The sequence below is a fragment of the Pseudomonas sp. LARHCG127 genome (genome assembly GCF_052871455.1).
Genome location: NZ_JBIXJT010000018.1, coordinates 60,752 through 67,633 on the forward strand (window position 1 = coordinate 60,752; position 6,882 = coordinate 67,633).

Annotated in this window: 2 protein-coding genes; one reads left to right on the top strand and one right to left on the bottom strand. The window is 65.5% G+C overall.

Translation table 11 applies throughout. The features are described 5' to 3' along the window. The first annotated feature begins 180 nt into the window (after window positions 1-180). The gene (locus tag ACIPQ1_RS24975; RefSeq protein ID WP_446534974.1) at window positions 181-4,494 is read left to right on the top strand and encodes a DEAD/DEAH box helicase; all 4,314 of its coding nucleotides are present in this window, start codon (window positions 181-183) and stop codon (window positions 4,492-4,494) included. A 123-nt stretch (window positions 4,495-4,617) separates the two neighbouring features. Here the strand turns inward: ACIPQ1_RS24975 and ACIPQ1_RS24980 are convergent, their stop codons facing one another. After that, entirely contained in the window at window positions 4,618-6,705 is a 2,088-nt protein-coding gene (locus ACIPQ1_RS24980; RefSeq protein WP_411385771.1) for a mechanosensitive ion channel family protein, read from the bottom strand. Between the last annotated feature and the right edge of the window lie 177 nt (window positions 6,706-6,882).

Sequence of the window (6,882 nt, forward strand, 5' to 3'; positions counted from 1 at the left end):
ATCACCGGGTTTGTACAGGTCTTGGGGCCCTCATCGCGAGCAAGCTCGCTCCCACAGGGGATCTCCAATGTGCATGCGATCCCTGTGGGAGCGAGCTTGCTCGCGATGAGGCCGGAACAGCCAATGGAGATCCCGGACGGTACTTGCATCTTCCCCACCCCACCCGCCTAAACTGCCCACATGAATCTGCCCCTTGCAGCCAACCACGCCATGGCAGGCTTTCACCCCGCCGTTCGTGCCTGGTTCAGCCAGACCTTCCCGGCGGTCACGGCCGCCCAGGCCCAGGCGTGGCCGTTGATCGGCCAGCGTCGCTCGGTGCTGGTCGCAGCGCCCACCGGCTCGGGCAAGACCCTGACGGCCTTTCTCGCCGTGCTCGATGACCTGGTGCACCGTGGCCAGGAACAAGGCGGCCTGCCGGACCAGACCCTGGTGGTCTATGTCTCGCCGCTCAAGGCCCTGAGCAACGACATCCAGATCAACCTGCAGAATCCCCTGGCCGGCATCACTGAACAGCTACAGAAAATGGGCTTGCCGCCCTTGCCGATCACCACCGCCGTGCGCACCGGCGACACGCCGCAAAAAGACCGCTCGGCGATGCGCAAGACCGCACCGCACATCCTGGTGACCACGCCTGAATCCCTCTACGTGCTGCTCGGCTCCGATTCCGGCCGACAGATGCTCGCCAGCACCCGCACGGTCATCGTCGACGAAATCCACGCCATCGCCGCCAGCAAGCGCGGCAGCCACCTGGCCTTGAGCCTGGAGCGCCTGCAAGCCCTGTGCGCCGAACCGCTGATGCGCATCGGTTTGTCGGCCACGCAAAAACCCATCGAAGCGGTCTCGCGGTTTCTCGTCGGCGAAGGACGTGCCTGTGACATCGTCGACATCGGCCACGCCCGCCCCCGCGATTTGGACATCGAGGTGCCACCGGTGCCGCTGTCGGCGGTGATGGCTAATGACGTGTGGGAACTGGTCTACAACCGCCTCGCCGAACTGGCCCGTGAACATCGCACCACCCTGGTGTTCGTCAACACCCGGCGCCTGGCCGAACGCCTCAGCCGACACCTGAGCGAACGCCTGGGCAAGGACGCCGTGGCCGCTCACCACGGCAGCCTGGCCAAGGAGTTTCGCCTCGACGCCGAACAACGCCTGAAACGCGGTGAACTGCAGGTGCTGATCGCCACCGCGTCCCTGGAGTTGGGCATCGATATCGGCGACGTCGACCTGGTCTGCCAGATCGCCTCGCCCCGTTCGATCTCGGCGTTCCTGCAAAGGGTTGGACGCTCCGGCCACCAGGTCGGCGGCACGCCCAAGGGGCGTCTGTTCGCCACCACCCGCGACGACTTGATTGAATGCGCCGCCCTGCTCGACTGCGTGCGCCGAGGCGAACTGGACATCCTGCACATCCCCAAGGCACCGCTGGATGTGCTGGCCCAGCAGATCGTCGCCGAAGTCAGTTGCCAGGAATGGTCGGAACAGGCGCTGCTGGAAGCCTTCCGCCGCGCCTCGCCTTACGCCGAGTTGGACGACGGGCATTACCAGGCGCTGCTGCAAATGCTCGCCGAAGGCCTCAATGGCCGCCAAGGCGTGCGCAGCGCCTACCTGCACCGCGACGCCGTGACCCGGACCTTGCGCGGGCGCCGGGGCAGCAAGCTGACGGCGGTGACCAGCGGCGGCACCATTCCCGACAATGCCGACTACAGCGTGCTGCTCGAACCCCAGGGCTTGAACATCGGCAGCGTCAACGAAGACTTCGCGGTGGAGAGCATTGCCGGCGACGTATTCCAACTGGGCAATACCTCCTACCGCATCATTCGCGTCGAGACCGGCCGCGTGCGGGTCGAGGACGCCCAGGGCCAACCGCCGACCATCCCGTTCTGGCTCGGCGAAGCCCCGGGGCGCAGCGCCGAACTGTCTTTCGCCGTGGCGCGCCTGCAAGCCCAGCTCGACCACCTGCTGGCCGCCACGCCGGGCCACCTGCAACCAGCCCTCGACTGGCTGACCAGCACCTTGCGCCTGAACCTCGCCAGCGCCGAACAATTGGTCGATTACCTCGCCCCGGCACGCCTGGCCTTCGGCGCCCTGCCGTCCCAGGACACGTTGCTGATGGAGCGGTTTTTCGACGAGTCCGGCGGCACGCAACTGATCATCCACACACCCTTTGGCAGTCGCATCAACCGCGCCTGGGGCCTGGCCTTGCGCAAGCGCTTCTGCCGCACCTTCAACTTCGAATTGCAGGCCGCCGCCAGCGAAGACGCCATCGTGCTCTCACTGTCCACCAGCCACAGCTTCGAACTGGACGAGGTCTGGCGCTACCTCAACAGCCACAGCGCCGAGCAGATCCTGGTCCAGGCGGTGCTGGATGCACCGCTGTTCGGCGTGCGCTGGCGCTGGAACGCGGGCGTGGCCCTGGCGTTGCCGCGCTACACCGGCGGGCGCAAGGTCGCCCCGCAAATCCAACGCATGAAGAGCGAAGACCTGATCGCCAGCGTGTTTCCGGACCAGATCGCCTGCCTGGAAAACCTCGCCGGCGAGCGGGAAATCCCCGACCACCCGCTGGTGGAACAGACCCTCGACGATTGCCTGCACGAAGCCATGGACAGCGAAGGCTGGCTGGCATTGTTACGGCGCATGGAAGCGGGCGAGGTGCGCCTGATCAGCCGCGACCTGCCGGCGCCCTCGCCGCTGGCGGCGGAAATCCTCAGCGCCCGCCCCTACACGTTTCTCGACGACGCGCCACTGGAAGAACGGCGGACCCAGGCGGTGATCAACCGGCGCTGGAGCGATCCACAGGCCACCGACGACCTGGGCGCGCTGGACGCCGAGGCCATTCAATCGGTCCGGGATGAGGCCTGGCCGACGCCGGCCAATCTCGATGAGATGCACGAAGCCTTGATGAGTCTGGCCTGCATCGCCGACAGCGAAGTCGACGCCCACGTGCCGTGGCTGGATTGGTTGCAGGCATTGGCGGCCAGTGGGCGCGCCAGCCACCTGCAGATCAGCGCCGAGCGTGGTTTGTGGGTGCCGCTGGAACGCCTGACCTGCTTGCAAGCCATTTATCCACAGGCCCGGTGGCAACCGGCACTCACACCATTGGCGGGTTTCGATGAAGCCTGGGACAGTGACGAAGCCCTGGTGGAGGTGCTTCGCGCCCGCCTCAGCGCCTTTGGCCCGTTGCCGTTGAAGGCCATCGCCTACCCGTTGGGGTTGTCGACCCCGCAGGCCACCCAAGCCCTGGCGCAGCTTGAGCAGCAAGGCTACGTGCTGCGCGGGCGGTTCACGCCGGGCACCGGGCAGGAGGAATGGTGCGAGCGGCATTTGCTGGCGCGGATCCACCGCTACACGGTCAAGCGCCTGCGCCGGGAAATCGAGCCGGTGATGTTGCAGGACTTCATGCGGTTCCTGTTCGATTGGCAGCACCTGTCCTTGTCCACCCAGGGCCGGGGCAATGCCGTGCTGCCGTCGATCCTGAGCCAGTTCGAAGGCTACCCGGCCGCCGCGTCAGCCTGGGACAGCGACCTGTTGCCCGGCCGGATCAAGGATTATTCGCCCAGTTGGCTCGATGAGCTGTGCCGCAGTGGCAAATGGGTATGGACGCGCCTGAGCGCACGTCAAAAACCGTCTGCCAGTGCCCTGCGCAGCACGCCGGTGGTGTTGCTGCCCCGCAGTCAGGTGGCGTTGTGGAGCAGCCTGGCCGGGCAAACGCCCCTGGATGAACTGTCGCCCAAGACGCAAAAAGTCCATCAGGCCCTCAGTGAACACGGCGCGCTGTTTTTCGATGAGCTGGTCCACGAAGCCCACCTGCTGCGCAGCGAACTGGAAATCGCCTTGCAGGAACTGGTGGGCGCCGGGTTGGTGAATGCCGACAGCTTTGCCGGCTTGCGCGCCCTGATTACGCCGGCCAGCAAACGCCAGGCCCGTAGCAGCCGGCGCGGGCGCGGCGCGTTTGTCGGCGGTATGGACGACGCCGGACGCTGGGTCTTGTTGCGCCGCAGCCCACCCGCCCCCGTGGAGGGCAACCGCCCCGTGCCCACCGCGCCGGATGCGTTGGAGCACATCGCCATGACCTTGCTGCGCCGTTACGGCGTGGTGTTCTGGCGCCTGCTGGAGCGCGAGGCCGACTGGCTGCCGAGCTGGCGCGAGCTGCTGCGCACCTTTCATCGCCTGGAGGCGCGGGGCGAGATTCGCGGCGGGCGTTTTGTCAGCGGCCTGGCGGGCGAGCAATTCGCCCTGCCCGAAGCCATCCCACTGCTGCGCGAAACCCGCCGCCGCCCCACCGACGGTAGCCTGGTGGCGGTGTGCGGGGTCGATCCGCTGAACCTGGCCGGCACGTTGCTGCCGGGGGCGAAAGTGCCGGCGCTGGCGAGTAATCGGCTGGTTTACCGGGATGGGTTGCCGGTGGCGGCGCTGATTGCCGGCAAGCAGCAGCTTTGGGTGGAGTTGGATGCTCAAGGGATGGCTGAGGTCAGGAACAAGCTCATTCAGAAAGTTTGAGGGTGTCTGGGCGGGCCTCATCGCGAGCAAGCTCGCTCCCACAGGGTTTTTCCATTCACCACAACCCTACTGTGGGAGCGAGCTTGCTCGCGATGAGGCCATAAGCCCCACCACAAAACTCAACTATTGAGATTGATCAGGCACCTCTTCCCCCGCCTTCGGCTCCTCGGCCAACCGCTTCGGCATCACCACCTGCTGTGGATAAGTCTGCGCAAAATGCACCGCCGGGTGGTTATCCACAAGCTTTTTCAGCCGCTGGTTGAACGCCCGGCTCACCGCATACTGCCCACCCGACACGGTGCGGAACTGCGCCGTGAGTACCACGCCGTTGAGGTCCATCTTGTCCACGCCGAACACATCCAGCGGCCCTTGCAGGTTGAACTTGAGGAACGGGTCTTCGGCAATCGAACGCCCGGCTTCGCGAATCAACTCGATGGCCTCGTCCACGTCGGTGTCGTAGGTGAATTGCACGGAGAAGAACGCAAAGGCGAATTGCCGGGACTGGTTGGTCACGGCCTTGATCTGGCCGAACGGCACCGAATGCACGAAGCCCTTGCCGTCGCGCAGGCGCAGGGTGCGGATGGTCAGGCCTTCGACGGTGCCGGCGTGGCCGGAACTGAGCACCACCCAATCGCCGATGGACAGCGTGTCTTCGATGATGATGAACAACCCGGTGATCACGTCCTGTACCAGTTGCTGGGACCCGAAACCGATCGCCAGCCCCACCACCCCGGCCCCCGCCAGCAACGGTGCGACGTTGATGCCCAGGTTGGCCATGGTGGTGATAGCGCAAATCACCACCAGGATGATTTTCGCGGCGTTGCGCAACAGCGGCAGGATGGTCTTGACCCGGGTGCTGGGCTGGCGTGCGCCGCGCTTGTTCAGCGGCGGCTTCAAGGCTTCCTGGATCGCCGTGTCGAGCACCACCCAGGTGAGCCAGGTCATCAGGACGATCAGGCCGATGCGGCTCAACGAATCACTGATCGCCCGACCGATGGCATTGCGCGAGGCGAATTCGAACAGGGATATCCCCCAGATTCGTCCGAGGATTTCAATGAATGCCACCGCCATGACGATGCGTAGCAAGGCGTGCAGCAGACTTAGCAAACGACCCTTGTAGGCGCTGTTGCGCTGGATGGCTTCGGCCTTGGGCGACTTGAAGACATGTTGGAACACGGTGCTGAGAAACACCGTGGCGATCAGCAGGATGGTGGTGAACAAGGCACAACGCAGGGCTTTCTGGTTGTCCTCGCCGACGCCGATCAGGCTCACCGCCGACACCAGCACCATCAGCAGGATCGGCCAGTACCAGAGCCCGGAGAAAATCCGCAGCGACTCCTGCAAGGCCGGCTGCTTCAAGCGCTGGGCCAGCGGGCGGTTGCGAATCAAGTGTGCCACTGGCCGGCGCATGTGAATCACCAGCCAGCCAAAGATCATTGAAGCCGACAACCCGGTGAACACCGCGACGCTGCTGGTGATGTTACCGCCCAGTTGCCGGGCGATCTGCGGGCTGGTCAGGGCATCGCTGAGGGCGGCGAGAAAGCCAATCAGAAACAACGGCCGCGGGCTGAAGCGCCGAATGATCGCCACCGCGCGACGTTTGTGCCCGGCGTTGAACATGACGATCACGCAGAGCAACACCGAGGTGGAGAAAATACCGCTGCTGGTGGCGTAGGCGAAGCACAGCGCCAGGGCACGGCCGACCGAGACTTGCAGAAAGTGGCTGATATAGAGGGTCAGTGGCAGGCAGGCCACCGCCGGCAAGGTATAGGGCAGCAGGTAACCGAGCAGGTCGTGCACGCGCTGACGGGTACGCAACCAACGGCGCCGACCGAGACGCCGTACCAGCAATCGCGCGCCGGCCCACAGCAGCGCAAACGTCCCCAGCCACACGCCGGAGAGCAAGAGGAAATCCCCCGCCACGCGCCAGGACGAGCGGGACGTCTGGTCCACCAGCCGGTCCACCTCGTCCGCCGCCCGGTCCGCCCGCAGGCGCCAGGCATCCACCAGGCTCTGGTTGAGGTCGAGTTTGTCCTGGACGTCGTCGATGCTCGAACTGATGGCCCCCAACAGACCGCCCTGCACCAGCGGCGCGGGCTCGGCGGGCGGTTCGTCGGGCTTGGCGGTGCCAGGGACAGCGACGGTCCCGTAGGCGCTGGTGCCGGTCATCGCCAGCAATAACAGCAGCAATACAGTGCTCAATCGAGACAAAACGCGAGGCTCCTTCACACGGGATGGGTAAGGAACTGATCAATATTGGGCCGGCAAGTTCGCCCGGAAGATCAATACAACCCCTGTGGCGGGGGGGGGTTGGGCCCCGGGGGGGGGGGGGGGGGCGGGAATTTTTGGGGGGGGGGGGGCGGCCCACAGGGGGGCGCACCCGCCCCC